Below are 17,880 nucleotides of genomic sequence, written 5' to 3'. Positions count from 1 at the left end.
TGGTTTAGGTATAATCGTACTCCCGAAGAAGTACAATCAACCTAAACCTTTATCTAGTTATTATGGTAAGCTTACTTAAGCTCAACCTCTGCACCAGCTTCTTCTAATTGAGCTTTAAGTGCTTCAGCTTCGTCTTTAGAAACACCTTCCTTAATAGGAGATGGTGCATTATCTACAAGCTCTTTTGCATCTTTAAGTCCAGCTCCAGTTAATTCTTTTACAAGTTTAACTACAGCAAGTTTAGAACTACCAGCAGCCTTAAGGATCACGTCAAATTCTGACTTTTCCTCAGCAGCTTCAGCTCCAGCTCCAGCTGGTCCAGCTACTACTGCAGCAGCAGCAGGCTCGATACCGTATTCATCTTTTAAAATAGTAGCTAACTCGTTTACTTCTTTTACTGTAAGGTTAACTAATTGTTCTGCGAAATCTTTTAAATCTGCCATTTTCTATCGTTTTTGAAAATTGTAATTGTTATATAATAAATAATAGTGCGTACTAATTATCCTTCCTTCTCAGAAAGGGTTTTGATAATACCTGCGAGTTTACCTCCACTTGACTTAAGAGCGCTAACAACGTTCTTAGCAGGTGACTGAAGCAATCCAACGATGTCTCCAATGAGTTCTTCTCTCGATTTGATATTTACCAGGCTATCAAGTTGATCGTCCCCAACATAAATAGCTTCTTCAATAAATGCTCCTTTTAGTAAAGGCTTATCAGATTTCTTACGAAATTCTTTAATAACCTTAGCAGGTGCATTACCCGTCTCGGCAAACATGATTGCAGTGTTTCCTTTTAATACATTTGGAAGTTCTGCAAAATCCTTATCTGATGCCTCCATTGCCTTTGACAGCAATGTGTTTTTAACTACTGCTAGACTAACTCCTGCTTTAAAACATGCACGACGTAAATTAGAAGTCGCACCTGCATCTAAACCAGATATATCTGCAAGATAAATATGTACATTATCCCCTAACTGCGCAGTTAAATCTTTAATTACTATTGATTTTTCTTCTCTTGTCATAATTTAAAATTTGAACTAGTCAGTAGCGAATCGCTTAGCATCTACCTCTACAGATGGGCTCATTGTACTTGACATAAAAATACTCTTTATGTAAACACCTTTTGCCGTAGTAGGTTTAAGCTTTACTAATGTTGTTATTAATTCTCTTGCGTTTCCTGCAATTTTCTCAGCATCAAAAGATGCTTTACCTACAGAAGCGTGAATGATACCAGTTTTATCAACCTTAAAGTCAATCTTACCTGCTTTTACATCAGATACTGCTTTTGCAATATCCATAGTAACTGTACCAGTCTTAGGGTTAGGCATTAAACCACGTGGCCCTAAGACACGTCCTAAAGGTCCTAATTTACCCATTACACTAGGCATAGTAATAATTACATCTACGTCTGTCCAACCACCTTTGATTTTCTCAAGGTACTCGTCTAGTCCTACGTAATCTGCACCAGCCTCTTGAGCCTCTGCAGCCTTGTCTGGAGTAACAAGTGCAAGCACCTTTACATCCTTACCAGTACCGTGAGGTAATGTAACCACTCCACGAACCATCTGGTTAGCTTTACGAGGGTCAACATTAAGACGTACAGCAATATCTACAGAAGGATCAAAGTTTACGTTACTTACTTCTTTAATTAAAGCAGAAGCATCAGCAAGATTGTAGGTTTGACCCGCTTCAATCTTAGTCTGATTTTCTTTTTGCTTTTTTGTTAATTTTGCCATTTTAATTTTGTTTTAAGCTGTTAAGCTGGAGCATCTCCACCTTTAACCGTTATTCCCATTGAACGAGCTGTACCAGCCACCATCTTCATTGCACTATCAATTGTAAATGCATTTAAATCAGGCATCTTGTCCTCTGCAATTGCACGTACTTGATCCCAAGTAACTTTTGCAACTTTCTTACGGTTAGGCTCACCAGAACCACTTTTAACTTTAGCTGCTTCCAATAATTGAACTGCTGCTGGAGGAGTTTTGATTACAAAATCAAAAGACTTATCCTTATAAACAGTTATCGCAACAGGAAGCACTTTACCAGCTTTATCTTGAGTTCTAGCATTAAACTGCTTACAGAACTCCATGATGTTTACACCGGCTGCACCTAAAGCAGGTCCTACTGGTGGAGAAGGATTTGCAGCCCCTCCACGTACTTGTAATTTAACAACCTTACTTACTTCTTTTGCCATTTCTAAAAATTTAAACAGACCTGTTCATAATGTGGAAGCATAGAACAAAATCTAAAATATATTAATGTAACAATTAATCTCTTATACTTTTTCCACTTGCATATAGCTAAGCTCTAACGGAGTTTTTCTTCCGAATATCTTTACCATCACCTCAAGCTTACGCTTTTCCTCATTCACTTTCTCCACCGTACCGTTAAATCCATTAAATGGACCATCAATCACCTTGATTGTCTCACCTATAGTGAAAGGTATAGATATACTGTCTTGCTTTACAGCAAGCTCATCTACCTTACCTAACATACGATTAACTTCAGACTTGCGCAATGGAACAGGATCCCCACCTTTAACCTCACCAAGAAAACCAATTACACCATTAATAGACTTTATAATGTGAGGAATTTCTCCACCAAGATTAGCTTTAACCATTATATATCCCGGAAAATAAACACGCTCTTTGTTAACCTTTTTACCATTACGGATTTGGATAACTTTCTCAGTAGGCACTAACACCTCTTCAATACTATCCTCAAGATTTAAACGAGAAATTTCTTGCTCGATATACGCCTTTACTTTATTCTCTTGACCACTAACGGCCCTTACCACATACCACTGTTTCGTGTTACTTGTCTTAGCCATCTTGCTTGAATTAATTTGTTCCAACTACTTTATCAAAATATAACTTAATCACATTACTAAAAACGGTATCAACACCCCAAATAGCCAATGAAAAAATTATAGAAAACAAAGCAACCACCACCATAAGACGTTGCGCTTCTGAAAGCGGTGTCCACGTTACGTGGTTTCTAAGCTCATTATATGATTCTTGAACGTAATTAATTAATCCAGCCATAATAGTTATTTCTTTCTAAACAAACACCTAGCAAGCGCCAAGATGTTCTAATGTTTTCAAAATATAAATTAGCTCTAAAAATTAATCTTAAAGCTAATTCAAGTTGCACGGGATGAGAGACTCGAACTCACGACACCTGGTTTTGGAGACCAGTGCTCTACCAACTGAGCTAATCCCGTATACTTTAAGTTTTGAATCTCAAATTTCAAAAGAAATTATCGTTATTATTCATAAACTCAGGACTTCAACAAGCAACACTTTCGCGAAAGCTAAATAGAACCCCTCTTAACAAAAGTCAAGGCGTCTTGCAAAACAAGACACCTTTACTTTTTATCTATAGACTAGAATTAATCTAATATCTCAGTTACCTGACCAGCTCCTACAGTTCTACCACCTTCACGGACAGCAAAACGAAGACCTAAGCTAAGTGCGATAGGCTGAATAAGCTCAACAGTAATAGTTAAGTTATCTCCAGGCATAACCATCTCAACTCCATCAGGAAGCATGATGTTACCAGTTACATCAGTTGTACGTACGTAAAACTGTGGACGGTAGTTATTGTGGAATGGAGTGTGACGTCCACCTTCTTCTTTCTTAAGGATGTAAACCTCAGCTTTAAACTTAGCGTGTGGTGTTACTGATCCTGGCTTAACAATTACCATTCCTCTAGAGATCATTGACTTCTCAATACCTCTTAAAAGGATACCAGCGTTATCTCCAGCCTCTCCTCTATCAAGGATCTGACGGAACATTTCAATACCAGTAATAGTAGATGTAAGTTTTTCTGCACCCATACCAATGATCTCAACAGGATCTCCAGTGTTTGCAATACCAGTTTCGATACGACCTGTAGCAACAGTTCCACGACCTGTAATAGAGAATACATCTTCTATTGGCATAAGGAAAGGCTTTTCAGTCTCACGAAGTGGCTCTTCAATCCAAGCATCAACAGCAGCCATAAGCTCTAATACCGTATCAACCCATTTTTGCTCACCGTTTAATGCTCCAAGAGCAGAACCAGCAATTACAGGACCGTTATCTCCATCATACTCGTAGAAAGAAAGAAGATCTCTGATCTCCATCTCTACAAGCTCAAGTAATTCTTCATCATCAACCATATCCACTTTATTCATGAATACAACGATACGAGGAATACCTACCTGACGACCAAGAAGGATGTGCTCACGTGTTTGTGGCATTGGACCATCTGTAGCAGCAACAACAAGTATAGCACCGTCCATTTGAGCAGCACCAGTTACCATATTCTTTACATAATCGGCGTGACCTGGACAATCAACGTGTGCATAGTGACGGTTTGCTGTCGCATACTCAACGTGTGAAGAGTTTATTGTTATACCTCTTTCTTTTTCCTCAGGAGCATTATCAATTTGATCAAAAGCAGAAGCTTCTGAATAACCCGCATCTGCCAATACTTTTGTAATCGCAGCTGTTAAAGTTGTTTTACCGTGATCTACGTGTCCGATAGTTCCAACATTTAAATGGGGTTTCGAACGATCGTATGTTTCCTTTGCCATAATGTAATTATTTAATCTTAGTTATTATTAGTGTACTAGTTTACTATTGATCGAATACCTTCTCATTTAAACACGAAAAGTGAGTGCGACCAGCACTCATTGTTATTAATTCTTTTTGAGCCAACGACGGGAATTGAACCCGTGGCCTCTTCCTTACCAAGGAAACGCTCTACCCCTGAGCTACGTCGGCGGATTTTTTTTACGCTTTCGCGAAAGCTCAACACCTCAAAGGCATTTAGAGCGGGAGACCAGGTTCGAACTGGCGACATTCAGCTTGGAAGGCTGACGCTCTACCAACTGAGCTACTCCCGCGTTTATAACCTCACTAACATAAGTGATAATGAAATTAAAGGTGTGGGGAGAGCAGGATTCGAACCTGCGAAGTTAAAAACAACTGAGTTACAGTCAGTCCTCGTTGGCCGCTTGAGTATCTCCCCATTGTATTGTCAAAATTCAGTGCGCAAAACTACGTATTAATTTTGAATAATAAAACAATATTTTAAAGAACTTTTTAACCTTTTTATTTCGGTTAAAAAAAGAGCCGATGGAGGGACTCGAACCCACGACCTGCTGATTACAAATCAGCTGCTCTAGCCAGCTGAGCTACATCGGCTTTTTACTTACATACACCTCTTTTAAGAGGCATAAAAAAGTCCGCTATTTCTAACGGACTGCGAAGATAACTAATTATTATACTTATCCAATTTTTTTTCAATAAAAAATCAAAAAAATTAAGACCTAATTTTCTCTTTTCTCTTCAAAAGCATCCTCTCCATAGACTGTACACACCCATCAGTAGCCTCTTCAAAAGACTTAGCCGTTTTCTTTACTATAAATTCATCCCCTGGAACACTGATTAATAGCTCGACAATTTTATTATTTGGCTTCACATTGGGCTCTAATTTTAAAAATACATCTGCGTGAATTATCTTATCATAAAAATGCTCAAGCTTTCCCACTTTTTTTTCAATGAATTCAATGAGTTTTACATCTGCATCAAATTTTGGCGCTTCTACAGTTACTTTCATAAGATTATATATTTAAAGTTCATAACTTAAACACCTACTTATAAGTGTTCTTTTACATTACGCCAATTATCATTTCTTATTGCGAGGATGCGCTTTAGAGTAAACATCTTTGAGGGCTTGCACACTATTATGAGTATAAACTTGCGTTGATGCAAGACTAGCATGTCCCAATAACTCTTTCACAATATTTAAATCTGCACCCTGATTAAGTAAATGTGTTGCAAACGAGTGTCTCAATATATGCGGACTCGTTTTTAACTTATCTGACGTCTCACTAAAGTAACGATTAATTATCCTGTACACAAGGGTGCTATAAATTTTAGCACCTTTATTAGTCACCAAGAGAGCATCTTCACCACTACTAGCTACAGAAGACCTAACAGCTATATACCTATCATAGGTAACAACCACACTAGAAAGCATAGGAACGATGCGCTCCTTATTACGTTTACCTATAATTTTTATGGTTTTCTGAACGACATCAATGCTCCCCACAGTCAGATCCACTAGCTCAGCACGTCTCATTCCAGTTGCATACAGAAGCTCCACTATTAATAAGTCTCTTAACGTTGCAAAATCATCAGCTTCCTTTAACCGATCAAAGACAGCTCCCACCTCTACTTCAGAAAATGGAATTTGTAGTCGCTTGGGAGTTTTTAATGATGTATGCTTCGCAAGTGGCGAAGCTTCTACCTCACCTATTTTAAGTAAAAATTTATAATAAGCCTTTAACGAAGATATCTTTCTATTGACCGTTCGGTTAGAAACGTCGTTATCAACAAGACTTACAATCCAAGATCGGATTTGCGCATAGTGAATATCTACTAGATTACTTTCATCAAAAGTTATTTTGACGAAAGCCAAAAACTCAAGCACATCTTTTTCATAAGCTATAACTGTATGCTTACTATAGTTTTTCTCAAGACTGAGATAATCAAGAAAAGAGACCAATGACATAAATAAGATAGATTATTAAAATTAACATATGTCTAAAATAAAAAACCGTTACACTGTAAAGATAAACTTTACAACACAACGGTTTTATATGATTTAGAGAGGTTTAATCTCCCTGTTAATCCAGATCATGCTTTGCATGACAACGGATTAATAAATGCTAGATATTCTCTGCATCCCTCATCCCTTGGATGTACGATGCTTTTTGAATCTCACGTCTTCTTACTACAGAAGGCTTAGTAAACTGCTTACGCTCTCTAAGATTACGCATAGTTTTTGTGCGATCAAATTTACGCTTAAAACGTTTAAGCGCTCTATCTATATTTTCTCCGTCTTTTACTGGTATAATTAACATAGTGGGACCTCCTTTCTTTAAGTTCTTATTCGGTTTTCAGGCTGCAAATATACGTTTTAAAAGTAACCCTGCAACCCTATCCTTTAGTTTTTTGAAATTTCTTCTGACTTTGCTTTATAAGTCTTCTTATCGATCACCATTTTTGCAATGATTTCTCGCAGTATTTCTGAGGTACCACCACCTATAGGTCCTAGCCTACTGTCACGTAACATACGTGCAAGTGGATACTCTTCCATATAACCATAACCACCTAGCATCTGTAAACAGTCATAAATTACTTCATCTGCAATTTTTGTTGCAGTAAGTTTTGACATCGTCGCTTCTTTTACAACATACTCTCCCTTATTAAGGCGATATGCAATTGTATAATTAAAAGCTTTTGACATCTCTACCTCTGCTTGACGCTCTGCGAGTTTATGACGTAATGCTTGAAATTTATCAATAGTAACACCAAAGGCCATTCTCTCTTTCATGTAATCTAGTGCATACTCAATAGCATACTCTGCTCTCGCATGAGCATTTATACCCATAATAAGACGCTCTGAAGCAAAATGCTGCATGATGTACCCAAAACCTGCATTCTCTTCACCCATAAGATTTGCTACTGGTACTTTCACATTGTCAAATGCAATCTCTCCTGTATCTGATGCTCTCCACCCTAGCTTATCCAGCTTTGTAGCGCTTACACCCGGCATGTCTCTATCTAAAAGAAAGATACTCATCCCTTTCCCTCCTAATTCAGGAGCCGTCTTAGCTGCAACTATTAAATAATCTGAATACACACCATTTGTGATAAAGGTTTTAGAACCATTAATCACGTAATGATCTCCATCCTTCACAGCCGTAGTTCTCATTCCTGCAACATCACTTCCGCCAAAAGGCTCTGTGATACATAGACAACCTATTTTATCTCCAGCAATACTAGCTGTAAGATATTCAGATTTTATTCTTTCATCTCCCTCTACATTGAGGTGTGTCATTGCAAGATAAGCATGTGCCCATATAGCAGCTGCAAATCCGCCGCTGTTAATACGTTGTAGCTCCTCTAGTAAGATAACAGTATAGAAAAAATCAAGATTCATTCCTCCATAGGCCTCAGGGTAACTAATCCCAAAGAATCCCATGTCACCAAATTTCTTCCAGATAAAACGCTCTATCTGCCCTGTCTTTTCCCACTTATCAATATGCGGTACTACTTCTTTTTTGAGGAAATCTCTTAAGCTTTCGCGAAAAAGGTTATGCTCCTGCGTAAAATACATGTTTGTCATATTTAAAATTTCTTTTTCGATCCAATTATAAAAATTTTACAACTCTTAACAATCGGAAATCTCATTCTCTACGTAGTTCTTTAAAAAAAGAATAGTCACTAAGAATGTGATAATTATTTATAGCAATTTCAATCAATATGTAAATATAAACTTATTATATCATATTTAAAGTCTGTCATACCATCCAAATTTTTCAATTCTTCTATTGATTTGATCCCTTCTCTGAGAATTCGATAATCTACTATCTCTTTGGCAAGATCAAAATTAAGTAAAGGAACGGTAGATAAATCTGATGCGGTTGCCGTATTTACATTTACTAACCTAACCACTGGCTTTTCCTTTACAGTGTATTCATTAAGGATTGCACGTTTCACATTTTTATCAACACCAAACACACTGTAAAGCTGAAAATCTACTAGATATCCTCCAGTTTTATCACGATGTCTAAGTATTCTGGTCGCTATATCTTCATCTACACCATCAATAGCTATCAACTTTTCATAAGAGACACTATTGAGATCACCTTTTTCTTCGGCAGTTTTCCATTTATTTTTAAAACTAGATTTCTTTTTAGGAGATTTCTTTTGCTCTTCAATCCATTTCGGCCATTTAAAATAAGGCTCCATAACAGCAAGTAAAGAATCTGAGACTCCTGAGACTTTTTGAAACTGAGCGGTGGAGTCAAACCATTTCCCGCTTTCGCGAAAGCGTAACACTCTATCTATCTCCTCTGTGGTCATACCAAATTTGTAACCGTTGAAGTCTGTAAGCAATGCAGGGTTGAAAGGAAAAATCTTAGGCTTACGTTTTTCAAGCTCTATTACCTTAAGAGAATCTATCTCTTTCTGAAACGCAAAAACTTTAAGTTCTTCTTCTTCAGATATTATCGCTTCAGATTCTGGACTATAAAAAATGACGACGGCAGTACAAGCAATGATTATTGCCATAAAAAAGAAAATCCCATTCCTCTTACGTCTGTCGTAAATGAAATGGGATTTAAAACTTATCATACTATTAAGTGTTACTCTATAGCTTCCTCCTTAAGCTTAATAGCATTAAGGTATCTAGTTAATTGCTTTTTAACAACAGGGAATAGGAAGAATAGTCCTACCATGTTAGGGAATACCATTGCAAAAATCATTGCATCAGAGAATGCCCATATTGAGTTCATACTTGCAGATGCTCCTACAACTACAAAAGTTAAGAATAATAATTTGTATACTAAATCTGCAACCTTACCACGCCCGAAAAGGAATTTCCATGATTGTAGCCCGTAGTAAGACCATGAGATCATCGTTGACACTGCAAAGAGTACCACTGCAATTGTTAAGAATACATCAGAATAAGGAATATATTCTGCAAAAGCTTTTGCAGTAATACCAGCTCCTTCAAAAGATTCTCCATCTATCATTACCGCTCCTAGTCCATCACCTCCATACTGGAATGCTCCTCCAAAATTGAAAATAATAATCACAAGTGCAGTCATCGAACATATAAGTACTGTATCGATAAATGGCTCAAGTAAAGCAACTAGACCTTCACTTGCTGAGTATTTAGTACGTACTGCAGAGTGTGCAATAGATGCAGATCCTGCTCCAGCTTCATTTGAAAATGCTGCCCTTTTGAAACCTACTAATAATACTCCTATAAATCCTCCTACACCAATAGCTGTAGGGTTGAATGCTTCTTGAACTATAAGTGCAACCGCATCATCAATAAGACTAAAATTACTTAGAATTATATATAAACATGCAACCACATACATGATTGCCATAAAAGGCACTACTTTTTCTGTTACTTGAGCGATACGCTTGATACCACCTATAATGATAATACCCACAACTAGAGCAAGTACAATGCCTACAATAAATCCTGAGGCTGCACTCGTCATGTTAAACATCTCCTTAAGAACAATAGTAGCTTGGTTAGATTGAGCTGCGTTACCACCTCCAAATGAACCACCTATACAGAAAATTGCAAAAATTACTGCTGCAATCTTACCTATTGTAGCAAATCCTCGCGCCTTTAAACCTTTAGTAAGATAATACATAGGACCACCATATACTGTACCGTCCTCTCCCACATCTCTATACTGAACACCTAACGTACATTCTACAAACTTAGTAGACATTCCTAAGAGACCACAAACTATCATCCAGAATGTAGCTCCCGGACCACCCAATGCGATAGCAAGGGCAACACCAGCAATATTACCATTACCTACAGTTCCAGATACCGCAGTGGCTAGTGCTTGGAAGTGAGAAACTTCTCCTGCAGAACTCTCATCTCTTATTGTGTCTACAATGTCTCCATCAATAGCCAGGCTATCATCCACCTCTAGATTTTCAATGTGCTCTTCAATATCAACCTTAGACAAATCTTGTCCTTGTGCAATACCATCTTCACCATAAAGCTCTGAAGCCCCATGCTTTTCGATATCTTCATATTTACCGCGTACTGTTTGAATTGCTCTCCAAAAGAATCGAATGTTTGGAAATCCAAAATAAATCGTAAAAAAAGCGGCACTCGCCACTAATAAAATAAGAACAAAAGGTGTTCCTGCAACTTCAAAAAATACAAGTGCCGAAAAGAAATCTGAAACGGGTTGAAATGCTTGGTCAATTTTCTGGTCAATTCCTACTTCTTGAGTTTCTTGTGCAAATGAAAGCAGCGGGATAAAAACAGAAAGAATGAATAAAAGGTATTTCTTCATTAGTATGGATATATTAAGTTATTGTAATTTCAGCTAGCAATATCCAAAAAAATGCCCCTTATTCAAAGGAAACTATCTTAAAATCCTTAACAATATTTAAATACCAAAAGTCTCGTGCAATCTTTTGATTTGTTCAGGGCGCCCTATGACTATTAATTTTGACTCCTTCTCAAGGCGCATATCTGCTTCTGGATTAACAACATACTTCCCAGATGGAGATCTATAACCTATAATTGTACAGCCTGTCTTATAACGCAAATCGATTTCCTTAATACTTGCCTCATTGCCATCTGCACAAATTTGATCAAAGCTTATTTCTTCAACATTTATGCTATCTTCCTCCCCCACTACAGATAAATTATCTAAAAATTCGATAAGATCAGGCACAACAACAAGCGATGCCATATGATCTCCACCTATTTTATCAGGCATAATTACATTGTCGGCTCCTGCAAGTTTTAGTTTCTTCTGTGAAGTCTCGGCGGTTGCTCTACTTATAATCTTAAGTTTACTATTAAGTTGACGTGCACTCAGCACGATAAAGAGATTATCTGCATCCTCAGGCAAGGCACATAATAGTGCAGATGCCTTAGTGATTCCGGCTTTTTCCAATATTTCGTCTTCATTTGCATTGCCATATACAAAATGGATATTCTTGTCCATTTCAAAACGCTCAATAATATCCAAATCCATCTCAATAACCACAAATTGTTTATTGTAAGCCATGAGTTTTCGCACTGCTTCTTGTCCATTACGTCCATAACCACACACAATTATGTGATCTGTCATTTTATCAATTTCTTGCTGCACCTTTTTATGTATTAAATCTTTATAAGAACTCTTACTTATTATGTACTCCGAAATCACTGTCAAAGCATAACCTACAATTACAACACTTAATAGAATAAGTATTACTGTAAAAATCTTTGCTTCAGGCGTGAGTGGTATCACTTCTCCAAAACCTACGGTCGTTATAGTAATTACTGTCATATAAACAGCATCTACCCAATTATAGTCTGCAATAAAACGATAGCCAACAACTCCTAAAAGTAACGTCGTCACTAGGAGTACTATAGCTAGATAAATTTTATTTTTAAAGAAGGAAAACAAATTCATAGGTCAAAAACAGAAGTACGCTTTGTATAAATAAGATCCTTTAATTTAAGCCAAAACGCTACTGTAAGATACAATGCAAAGCCTACTCCTAATGTTGCAAATGACACATATATAAAAAACAGTCTCACATTCTTTGCCCGCATCCCTAGACGGTCTGCAAGTCTAGAGGAAACGTAAAATCCACGTTTCTCGAAATAATGCCGTATATCGTAAACTAATTTCAACATGATATGAAGGTTTTAAATACTGGATATTCGATCTTTCCTTTTTGGAACACAATACGTATAAGAATTTAAATAAAGTACGCTTTCGCGAAAGCATACCCAAGATTACAAAAACCTCTGTAGCTATTTTCTAATTTGCCACCTCACTCATAAATTTGATCCTATACAAACGAAGCTCCTCGTCTTCATAATCACCATCAAATTCTTCCATTGCAACTTCGATTTTATCTGTCTCTGCCTCCATAAAGTAATCATGAAGCTCCTCTTGTTGATCTTCGTCAAGTATGTCGTTAATCCAGTAATCTATATTAAGACGTGTACCGCTGAAAACGATTGCCTCCATCTCTTTAATAAAGTCTACCATATCCTTACCTTTTGCAGAGGCGAGGTCATCCAATGGTAATTTGCGATCTACGTTTTGGATAATGTATAATTTTAATCCACTATTTGCTCCTGTACTTTTTACAACGAGATCGTCTGGTCTTAAAATTTCATTATCAGAAACATATCTATCGATGAGCGCTACAAATTCTTTTCCGTATTTCTTTGCTTTACCATCACCTACTCCATGTACATTACCAAGTTCTTCTACGCTTACAGGGTATTTAATAGACATATCTTCTAGTGAAGGGTCTTGAAAAACCACAAATGGTGGCACATCAAGCTTCTTTGCTACTTTTTTTCGCAAGTCTTTGAGCATTTCTAGGAGCTTCTTATCGGCTCCAGCTCCTGCTTTTTGAGCAGATACTATTGCATTATCAGTATTTGCATCAAATACATGATCATCTGTCATCATAAATGAGACAGGGTTCTCTATATAATCTAGACCTTGTGGTGTCATTTTTACAACGCCATAAGTCTCAATATCCTTCTTTATATATCCAGCAACGAGAGCTTGACGTATAAGGGCAAACCAGTATTCCTTTTTCTGGTCATGACCTATACCGAAAAATGGCTGCTCATGAGTTTTATGCGAACTAATAATAGCATTTTCCTTTCCTCTTAACGTAAGAACAATCTCTTTACTTTTATAGATCTCGTTAGTATCTCGTATTACAGATAACACTTTTACAAGTTCCTCTTTTGCCTCATGTTGATTTTTAGGATTACGCATGTTATCATCAAGCATGCCTCCTTCTCCAGTAGTATTATCAAACTCTTCTCCAAAATAGTGAAGTATAAATTTACGCCTAGACATACTAGTTTCTGCAAAAGCTACTACTTCTTGAAGTAAGGCATGACCTATTTCCTGTTCGGCAATGGGCTTGCCACTCATGAATTTCTCAAGCTTCTCTATGTCCTTATATGCATAAAAAGCAAGACAATGTCCTTCTCCTCCATCTCTTCCCGCTCTACCAGTTTCTTGATAGTAGCTCTCTATACTTTTAGGAATGTCATGATGTATAACAAATCTTACATCTGGCTTATCAATTCCCATCCCAAAAGCTATGGTAGCAACTACCACATCTACATCTTCCATCAAGAACATATCTTGATGTCTCACTCGTGTTTTTGCATCGAGTCCTGCATGATATGGTACCGCTTTAAGTCCGTTTACTTGCAATGTTTGCGCTAACTCCTCTACACGCTTACGTGCGAGGCAATATATAATACCACTCTTACCTTCATTTTGCTTTACAAAACGAATAATATCTGCATCTACTTGTGCCGTTTTAGGTCGTACCTCGTAATATAGATTAGGCCTATTAAATGACGCCTTAAAAGTATTTGCATCTGTAATCCCTAAGTTTTTAAGAATATCCTCTTGTACTTTTGGAGTAGCAGTAGCTGTTACCGCTATAATTGGGATATTATCACCTATTCTACCTATAATCTTACGTAAATTACGGTATTCTGGTCTAAAATCATGTCCCCACTCTGAGATACAGTGCGCTTCATCTATAGCCAAAAAAGAAACAGTAACTCCCCTTAAAAACTCAACATTTTCTTCTTTAGTAAGTGACTCGGGAGCCACGTACAAGAGTTTTGTCACTCCTCTAGTGATATCTTCTTTTACTTTTTTTATCTCTCCTTTAGTGAGCGAACTGTTAAGTACATGAGCTATTCCCTCTTCTTGTGAGATACCTCTAAGTGCATCTACTTGGTTTTTCATTAATGCTATAAGTGGCGATACCACAATAGCAGTACCCTCTGCAATAAGTGCAGGTAACTGATAACATAATGATTTTCCACCTCCTGTGGGCATAATCACAAAACTGTGATTACCACCTACGATGCTTCTTATAACTTCTTCCTGCAGACCCTTGAACTGACTAAAGCCAAAATATCTTTTAAGTTCTTCGTGTAAGTCTATTTGCCTTGTCCCCATATGTATTCAAATACATTTTTACATACCTTTGTGTTTTCTAAAGATAGTAATTTCCGCACGTTAAACAAATCTTAACAAAACCCAGTTTTGAACAACTTCCAGCAAATCATTGCTAGCGCACAGAAAACCATTCATATTGAGCAAACTGCGATTGCAAATCTCAGTTCATTAATAGACGAAGAATTTGCTCAAGCAGTACAAGCCATCTATAAATCTAAGGGCAGAGTGGTCATTACTGGCATAGGCAAGAGCGCAATTATTGCTCAAAAAATCGTTGCTACCTTAAATAGTACAGGAACTCCTGCACTATTTATGCATGCAGCAGATGCTATTCATGGAGATTTAGGAAGCATTTTAATAGATGATATTGTAATCTGCATATCAAAAAGCGGAAACACCCCAGAGATTAAAGTCCTTGTACCTCTTATTAAAAAGACAGAAAATACGCTCATCGCAATTACTGCAAACAGAGATTCCTTTTTAGGTAAAGAAGCAGACTATATTTTACATGCAAACACAGAAGAAGAAGCATGCCCTAATAATCTCGCACCTACCACAAGCACCACTGTACAGCTCGTGCTAGGTGATGCTGTAGCTGTTGCTTTGCTAGATTTGAGAGGATTTACAGAAAGTGATTTTGCAAGATACCATCCAGGTGGCTCGCTAGGCAAGAGATTGTACCTTACTGTTCACGATATTTGCGCTACTCATGAAAACCCACAAGTAACTCCCGACGCAAGTATCAAAGAGGTTATTATTGAGATTACCAATAAAATGCTAGGCGTAACCGCTGTTGTGCTCAACGGAGTTATCCAAGGAATTATAACCGACGGCGACCTGCGTCGCATGCTCTCAAAAAATGATTCACTTGACGGTCTCACCGCTGCCGCAATCATGAGTGCTACACCAAAAACTGTACGTCATGATGCTATGGCGATTGATGCAAAAGAAATTTTAGAAGCACATAATATTACCCAGTTATTAGTTGAAAAAGATGGAAACTATGCTGGCGTGGTGCACATACACGATCTTATAAAAGAAGGAATCGCATAATGGCAAAAAAAGTAAAAAAACATCCAGATGAGATGTCCTTCCTTGACCACTTGGAAGAATTGAGATGGCACTTAATAAGAGCTACCCTTGCTGTAGTTATAATAGGTACCGTTGCTTTTATATTTAAAGGAACTCTTTTTGAAATTATTTTTGGACCTCAAAATCCAGACTTCGTGTCTTATGACATACTCTGTAAAATCTCCCAATTTTTTGGAGCAGAAAAAGGATGTATTGCAGATGGCGATATGGACTTTATCATCCAGAGTAGAAAAGTAGCTGGCCAGTTTAGCGCAGCTATATGGACTTCTATCATGGCAGGAGTTGTAATAGGCTTTCCATATATACTGTATGAATTTTGGAAATTTATATCTCCAGGACTCTATGAAAATGAGCGTAAATCTAGTAAGGGCTTTATTGTAGTTGCTTCCCTACTTTTCTTTTTAGGAGCAGCATTTGGATATTTTGTTGTAGCTCCTTTATCCATTAATTTTTTGGCAACTTTCAAGATATCTGACGCGGTTCAAAATGAATTTGATATCGATTCTTTTATAGGACTTGTAAGAGCATCCGTGCTAGCATCTGGATTAATATTTGAACTACCTATCATTATGTACTTCCTTACTAAAATAGGGCTTGTCACTCCAGAATTCCTTAAAAAGAATCGCAAGTACGCATTAGTTATTGTATTAATTTTGGCGGCAATTATAACGCCTCCAGATATTTCAACGCAAGTAATCGTTGCCGTACCTATCATTATATTATATGAAGTAAGTATTTTTATTTCTAGAGGTGTTATCAGAAGAGAAAAACGCCGACTCAAGAAACAAGGACTTGCATAATATCACTTAAGTAACATTTAATTTTTTAACGCTTTCGCGAAAGCGTAAAACCACTACTCCCCACAACTATGAGCAATAATATTATAGACGATTTTAATAGCTACCGTTCTACAATGAACGATAAAATCCTTGCCGATAACAACAAAATCGTCAAGCGTATTTTTAACCTAGACACAAATGCATTTTCTGAAGGTGCGCTAGATAAAAAGACAAAAGAACTCCTAGGACTTGTGGCCTCTACAGTGTTACGTTGTGATGATTGTGTAAAATATCACCTCGAGAGCTGTCATGATGAAGGTGTAACTAAGGAAGAAGTAATGGAAACATTAAGTATAGGGACTCTTGTAGGAGGAACTATTGTAATACCTCACTTACGCCGCGCTTATGAATACTGGGAAGCGCTAGACGAGAGAAAAGCAGGTAAATAATTAAAACGGTATGCCATGAAGAGATTTTTAAAATATTTTATGTCCTTTTTCATGGCGTACAGTCTTATACTCACTGCTTTTGAATATTTGAGCAATGACAACATAAGCTGGTTTGGAATTTTATTTCAAGCTTTGTTTTTTGGTTTGATAATGGCTTTCACTTTTACACGTTATAATAAGGTCAAAACAGAGGATTAAACAATTTGTATATTTACTTACTATGAAACTACGTGCTGAAAATTTAATGAAATCCTATAAAGGCCGAAAGGTGGTTAAAGGAATTTCTGTAGAGGTAAATCAAGGAGAGATCGTAGGATTACTAGGCCCTAACGGCGCTGGAAAAACTACCTCCTTTTATATGATTGTAGGTCTTGTAAAACCTAATGGTGGAAATATCTATCTAGAGCAGCAAGATATTACAAAGTACCCCATGTACAAGCGTGCTCAGAATGGAATAGGTTATCTCGCGCAAGAGGCATCTGTTTTTAGAAAACTAAGCATTGAGGATAACATATTAAGTGTTTTACAACTCACAAAACTCTCAAAGAAAGAGCAACTTCATAAAATGGAGGAGCTCATAGAAGAGTTTAGCTTAGGTCATATACGTAAAAGCCGAGGTGATTTACTTTCTGGAGGTGAACGTCGCCGTACAGAAATTGCACGAGCACTAGCAACCTCTCCATCTTTTATATTACTAGATGAACCTTTTGCAGGTGTAGACCCCGTAGCAGTAGAAGATATACAGCGCATCGTAGCACAGCTTAAAGATAAAAACATAGGTATACTTATTACCGATCATAATGTTCAAGAAACACTTGCTATTACAGATCGTACTTATTTAATGTTTGAGGGAAGCATTCTCAAACATGGAGAACCGGAGGAACTTGCAGCAGATGAGATGGTACGTAAAGTATACTTAGGCCAGAACTTTGAACTGCGTAAGAAAAAACTATTTACATAGTTTACCATTAAACCAACCATAGTGTGAGTTT

20 protein-coding genes and 5 tRNA genes are annotated in these 17,880 nt (G+C 37.2%); 4 read left to right on the top strand and 21 right to left on the bottom strand.

Features of this window, described 5'->3' with window-relative positions:
* Positions 1 to 71: 71 nt before the first annotated feature.
* The 21 genes from rplL to JM84_RS06370 all read right to left on the bottom strand — a co-directional run bounded on the left by rplL (position 72) and on the right by JM84_RS06370 (position 14,568).
* A complete protein-coding gene (gene rplL, locus JM84_RS06470) occupies positions 72 to 443 on the bottom strand; it encodes a 50S ribosomal protein L7/L12 (protein ID WP_013749859.1) in 372 nt (123 codons plus the stop codon).
* A gap of 56 nt (positions 444 to 499) precedes the next feature.
* On the bottom strand, positions 500 to 1,021 hold the full coding sequence (rplJ, locus tag JM84_RS06465) for a 50S ribosomal protein L10 (protein ID WP_013749860.1): 522 nt from the start codon (positions 1,019 to 1,021) through the stop codon (positions 500 to 502).
* 15 nt (positions 1,022 to 1,036) lie between these two features.
* Complete coding sequence (rplA, locus tag JM84_RS06460; RefSeq protein ID WP_013749861.1) at positions 1,037 to 1,735, bottom strand: 50S ribosomal protein L1; 699 nt, start codon at positions 1,733 to 1,735, stop codon at positions 1,037 to 1,039.
* Between the two features lie 20 nt (positions 1,736 to 1,755).
* Positions 1,756 to 2,196: a 50S ribosomal protein L11 gene (rplK, locus tag JM84_RS06455; RefSeq protein ID WP_013749862.1), complete on the bottom strand. Its 441-nt coding sequence runs from the start codon at positions 2,194 to 2,196 to the stop codon at positions 1,756 to 1,758.
* An 81-nt stretch (positions 2,197 to 2,277) separates the two neighbouring features.
* Positions 2,278 to 2,832, bottom strand: coding sequence for a transcription termination/antitermination protein NusG (nusG, locus tag JM84_RS06450; RefSeq protein ID WP_013749863.1), 555 nt, complete (start codon positions 2,830 to 2,832; stop codon positions 2,278 to 2,280).
* A 10-nt stretch (positions 2,833 to 2,842) separates the two neighbouring features.
* Positions 2,843 to 3,046 carry a preprotein translocase subunit SecE gene (gene secE, locus JM84_RS06445; protein WP_144783279.1) on the bottom strand — a complete coding sequence of 68 codons (204 nt, stop codon included), beginning with the start codon at positions 3,044 to 3,046 and terminating at the stop codon, positions 2,843 to 2,845.
* A gap of 106 nt (positions 3,047 to 3,152) precedes the next feature.
* Positions 3,153 to 3,225: transfer RNA gene (locus tag JM84_RS06440), tRNA-Trp, on the bottom strand.
* Between the two features lie 168 nt (positions 3,226 to 3,393).
* A complete protein-coding gene (gene tuf / locus JM84_RS06435; RefSeq protein WP_013749865.1) occupies positions 3,394 to 4,581 on the bottom strand; it encodes an elongation factor Tu in 1,188 nt (395 codons plus the stop codon).
* Positions 4,582 to 4,699: 118 nt separating this feature from the next.
* Positions 4,700 to 4,771 (bottom strand) — tRNA-Thr (locus tag JM84_RS06430).
* A 49-nt stretch (positions 4,772 to 4,820) separates the two neighbouring features.
* Positions 4,821 to 4,893: transfer RNA gene (locus JM84_RS06425), tRNA-Gly, on the bottom strand.
* Positions 4,894 to 4,936: 43 nt separating this feature from the next.
* A tRNA-Tyr gene (locus JM84_RS06420) sits at positions 4,937 to 5,018 on the bottom strand.
* A 102-nt stretch (positions 5,019 to 5,120) separates the two neighbouring features.
* Positions 5,121 to 5,194 (bottom strand) — tRNA-Thr (locus tag JM84_RS06415).
* 118 nt (positions 5,195 to 5,312) lie between these two features.
* Positions 5,313 to 5,609, bottom strand: a complete 297-nt coding sequence (locus JM84_RS06410; protein ID WP_013749866.1) for an HPF/RaiA family ribosome-associated protein — start codon at positions 5,607 to 5,609, stop codon at positions 5,313 to 5,315.
* A 69-nt stretch (positions 5,610 to 5,678) separates the two neighbouring features.
* Positions 5,679 to 6,566: a tyrosine-type recombinase/integrase gene (locus tag JM84_RS06405; protein ID WP_013749867.1), complete on the bottom strand. Its 888-nt coding sequence runs from the start codon at positions 6,564 to 6,566 to the stop codon at positions 5,679 to 5,681.
* A 157-nt stretch (positions 6,567 to 6,723) separates the two neighbouring features.
* Positions 6,724 to 6,918 carry a 30S ribosomal protein S21 gene (gene rpsU / locus JM84_RS06400; protein WP_013749868.1) on the bottom strand — a complete coding sequence of 65 codons (195 nt, stop codon included), beginning with the start codon at positions 6,916 to 6,918 and terminating at the stop codon, positions 6,724 to 6,726.
* Positions 6,919 to 7,001: 83 nt separating this feature from the next.
* Entirely contained in the window at positions 7,002 to 8,186 is a 1,185-nt protein-coding gene (locus JM84_RS06395) for an acyl-CoA dehydrogenase family protein (protein WP_013749869.1), read from the bottom strand.
* Positions 8,187 to 8,314: 128 nt separating this feature from the next.
* A complete protein-coding gene (locus JM84_RS06390; protein WP_144783277.1) occupies positions 8,315 to 9,196 on the bottom strand; it encodes a ComEA family DNA-binding protein in 882 nt (293 codons plus the stop codon).
* An 11-nt stretch (positions 9,197 to 9,207) separates the two neighbouring features.
* Positions 9,208 to 10,899 (bottom strand): alanine/glycine:cation symporter family protein, encoded by a 1,692-nt coding sequence (locus tag JM84_RS06385; protein WP_013749871.1) that lies wholly within the window; start codon positions 10,897 to 10,899, stop codon positions 9,208 to 9,210.
* Between the two features lie 96 nt (positions 10,900 to 10,995).
* Positions 10,996 to 12,015: a potassium channel family protein gene (locus JM84_RS06380; protein WP_013749872.1), complete on the bottom strand. Its 1,020-nt coding sequence runs from the start codon at positions 12,013 to 12,015 to the stop codon at positions 10,996 to 10,998.
* Positions 12,012 to 12,242, bottom strand: coding sequence for a hypothetical protein (locus JM84_RS06375; RefSeq protein ID WP_013749873.1), 231 nt, complete (start codon positions 12,240 to 12,242; stop codon positions 12,012 to 12,014). The genes JM84_RS06380 and JM84_RS06375 overlap by 4 nt, the downstream gene beginning before the upstream one ends.
* Positions 12,243 to 12,369: 127 nt before the next feature.
* Positions 12,370 to 14,568 carry a RecQ family ATP-dependent DNA helicase gene (locus tag JM84_RS06370; protein ID WP_144783275.1) on the bottom strand — a complete coding sequence of 733 codons (2,199 nt, stop codon included), beginning with the start codon at positions 14,566 to 14,568 and terminating at the stop codon, positions 12,370 to 12,372.
* 87 nt (positions 14,569 to 14,655) lie between these two features.
* Between JM84_RS06370 and JM84_RS06365 the strand changes: the two genes are divergently transcribed.
* The 4 genes from JM84_RS06365 to lptB all read left to right on the top strand — a co-directional run bounded on the left by JM84_RS06365 (position 14,656) and on the right by lptB (position 17,849).
* The gene (locus JM84_RS06365; RefSeq protein WP_013749875.1) at positions 14,656 to 15,621 is read left to right on the top strand and encodes an SIS domain-containing protein; all 966 of its coding nucleotides are present in this window, start codon (positions 14,656 to 14,658) and stop codon (positions 15,619 to 15,621) included.
* Complete coding sequence (tatC, locus tag JM84_RS06360) at positions 15,621 to 16,460, top strand: twin-arginine translocase subunit TatC (RefSeq protein WP_013749876.1); 840 nt, start codon at positions 15,621 to 15,623, stop codon at positions 16,458 to 16,460. The genes JM84_RS06365 and tatC overlap by 1 nt, the downstream gene beginning before the upstream one ends.
* Before the next feature lie 68 nt (positions 16,461 to 16,528).
* Positions 16,529 to 16,888: a carboxymuconolactone decarboxylase family protein gene (locus JM84_RS06355; protein WP_013749877.1), complete on the top strand. Its 360-nt coding sequence runs from the start codon at positions 16,529 to 16,531 to the stop codon at positions 16,886 to 16,888.
* Between the two features lie 220 nt (positions 16,889 to 17,108).
* Complete coding sequence (lptB, locus tag JM84_RS06350) at positions 17,109 to 17,849, top strand: LPS export ABC transporter ATP-binding protein (protein WP_013749879.1); 741 nt, start codon at positions 17,109 to 17,111, stop codon at positions 17,847 to 17,849.
* Positions 17,850 to 17,880 lie beyond the last annotated feature (31 nt).

The sequence above is a fragment of the Dokdonia sp. Hel_I_63 genome (genome assembly GCF_007827285.1).
Taxonomy (GTDB): Bacteria; Bacteroidota; Bacteroidia; order Flavobacteriales; family Flavobacteriaceae; genus Dokdonia.
This window is presented reverse-complemented; position numbering and strand designations above follow the sequence as displayed.

Excerpts from the sequence above, each read along its gene's own strand:
- rpsU (WP_013749868.1), bottom strand. The coding sequence starts at position 6,918 with ATGTTAATTATACCAGTAAAAGACGGAGAAAATATAGATAGAGCGCTT.
- rplA (WP_013749861.1), bottom strand. The coding sequence starts at position 1,735 with ATGGCAAAATTAACAAAAAAGCAAAAAGAAAATCAGACTAAGATTGAA.
- JM84_RS06380 (WP_013749872.1), bottom strand. The coding sequence starts at position 12,015 with ATGAATTTGTTTTCCTTCTTTAAAAATAAAATTTATCTAGCTATAGTA.
- rplK (WP_013749862.1), bottom strand. The coding sequence starts at position 2,196 with ATGGCAAAAGAAGTAAGTAAGGTTGTTAAATTACAAGTACGTGGAGGG.
- JM84_RS06390 (WP_144783277.1), bottom strand. The coding sequence starts at position 9,196 with ATGATAAGTTTTAAATCCCATTTCATTTACGACAGACGTAAGAGGAAT.
- JM84_RS06405 (WP_013749867.1), bottom strand. The coding sequence starts at position 6,566 with ATGTCATTGGTCTCTTTTCTTGATTATCTCAGTCTTGAGAAAAACTAT.
- tatC (WP_013749876.1), top strand. The coding sequence starts at position 15,621 with ATGGCAAAAAAAGTAAAAAAACATCCAGATGAGATGTCCTTCCTTGAC.
- JM84_RS06355 (WP_013749877.1), top strand. The coding sequence starts at position 16,529 with ATGAGCAATAATATTATAGACGATTTTAATAGCTACCGTTCTACAATG.
- tuf (WP_013749865.1), bottom strand. The coding sequence starts at position 4,581 with ATGGCAAAGGAAACATACGATCGTTCGAAACCCCATTTAAATGTTGGA.
- rplL (WP_013749859.1), bottom strand. The coding sequence starts at position 443 with ATGGCAGATTTAAAAGATTTCGCAGAACAATTAGTTAACCTTACAGTA.
- JM84_RS06370 (WP_144783275.1), bottom strand. The coding sequence starts at position 14,568 with ATGGGGACAAGGCAAATAGACTTACACGAAGAACTTAAAAGATATTTT.
- JM84_RS06375 (WP_013749873.1), bottom strand. The coding sequence starts at position 12,242 with ATGTTGAAATTAGTTTACGATATACGGCATTATTTCGAGAAACGTGGA.
- nusG (WP_013749863.1), bottom strand. The coding sequence starts at position 2,832 with ATGGCTAAGACAAGTAACACGAAACAGTGGTATGTGGTAAGGGCCGTT.
- JM84_RS06410 (WP_013749866.1), bottom strand. The coding sequence starts at position 5,609 with ATGAAAGTAACTGTAGAAGCGCCAAAATTTGATGCAGATGTAAAACTC.
- lptB (WP_013749879.1), top strand. The coding sequence starts at position 17,109 with ATGAAACTACGTGCTGAAAATTTAATGAAATCCTATAAAGGCCGAAAG.
- JM84_RS06385 (WP_013749871.1), bottom strand. The coding sequence starts at position 10,899 with ATGAAGAAATACCTTTTATTCATTCTTTCTGTTTTTATCCCGCTGCTT.
- JM84_RS06395 (WP_013749869.1), bottom strand. The coding sequence starts at position 8,186 with ATGACAAACATGTATTTTACGCAGGAGCATAACCTTTTTCGCGAAAGC.
- secE (WP_144783279.1), bottom strand. The coding sequence starts at position 3,046 with ATGGCTGGATTAATTAATTACGTTCAAGAATCATATAATGAGCTTAGA.
- rplJ (WP_013749860.1), bottom strand. The coding sequence starts at position 1,021 with ATGACAAGAGAAGAAAAATCAATAGTAATTAAAGATTTAACTGCGCAG.